Origin of the sequence: Tetzosporium hominis (assembly GCF_002265435.1) — a bacterium.
Lineage (GTDB): Bacteria > Bacillota > Bacilli > Bacillales_A > Planococcaceae > Chryseomicrobium > Chryseomicrobium hominis.
Genome location: NZ_NOKQ01000356.1, coordinates 1 through 229 on the forward strand (window position 1 = coordinate 1; position 229 = coordinate 229).

The following is a 229-nucleotide window of genomic DNA, read 5'->3' on the forward strand; positions in this document are numbered from 1 at the left end:
CTGTTTCTTCTTGAGCTGAAAGTCTTGTATTAACCAATTCAAGACGATTATATCTTGCTCCAAGATCAGAGCGTTCAGCGCTCATGCCGCCAGAAAATTGATCAATATCATCTAAAACATTGTCCATGCCATCTAGTGAACCTGAACTCAGTGCTTTCTCAAATGAGTCAAGCATTTCAAATACATTCTGTCCGCTTTCAGAGGTGCCTCCAAAAGCTGACTTTGGATC

The 229-nt window shown here is 41.0% G+C and carries 1 pseudogene; it reads right to left on the minus strand.

What is annotated here, in order from left to right:
- A pseudogene (locus tag CF394_RS15290) lies at positions 1-229 on the minus strand (flagellar hook-associated protein FlgL); the annotation flags it as partial.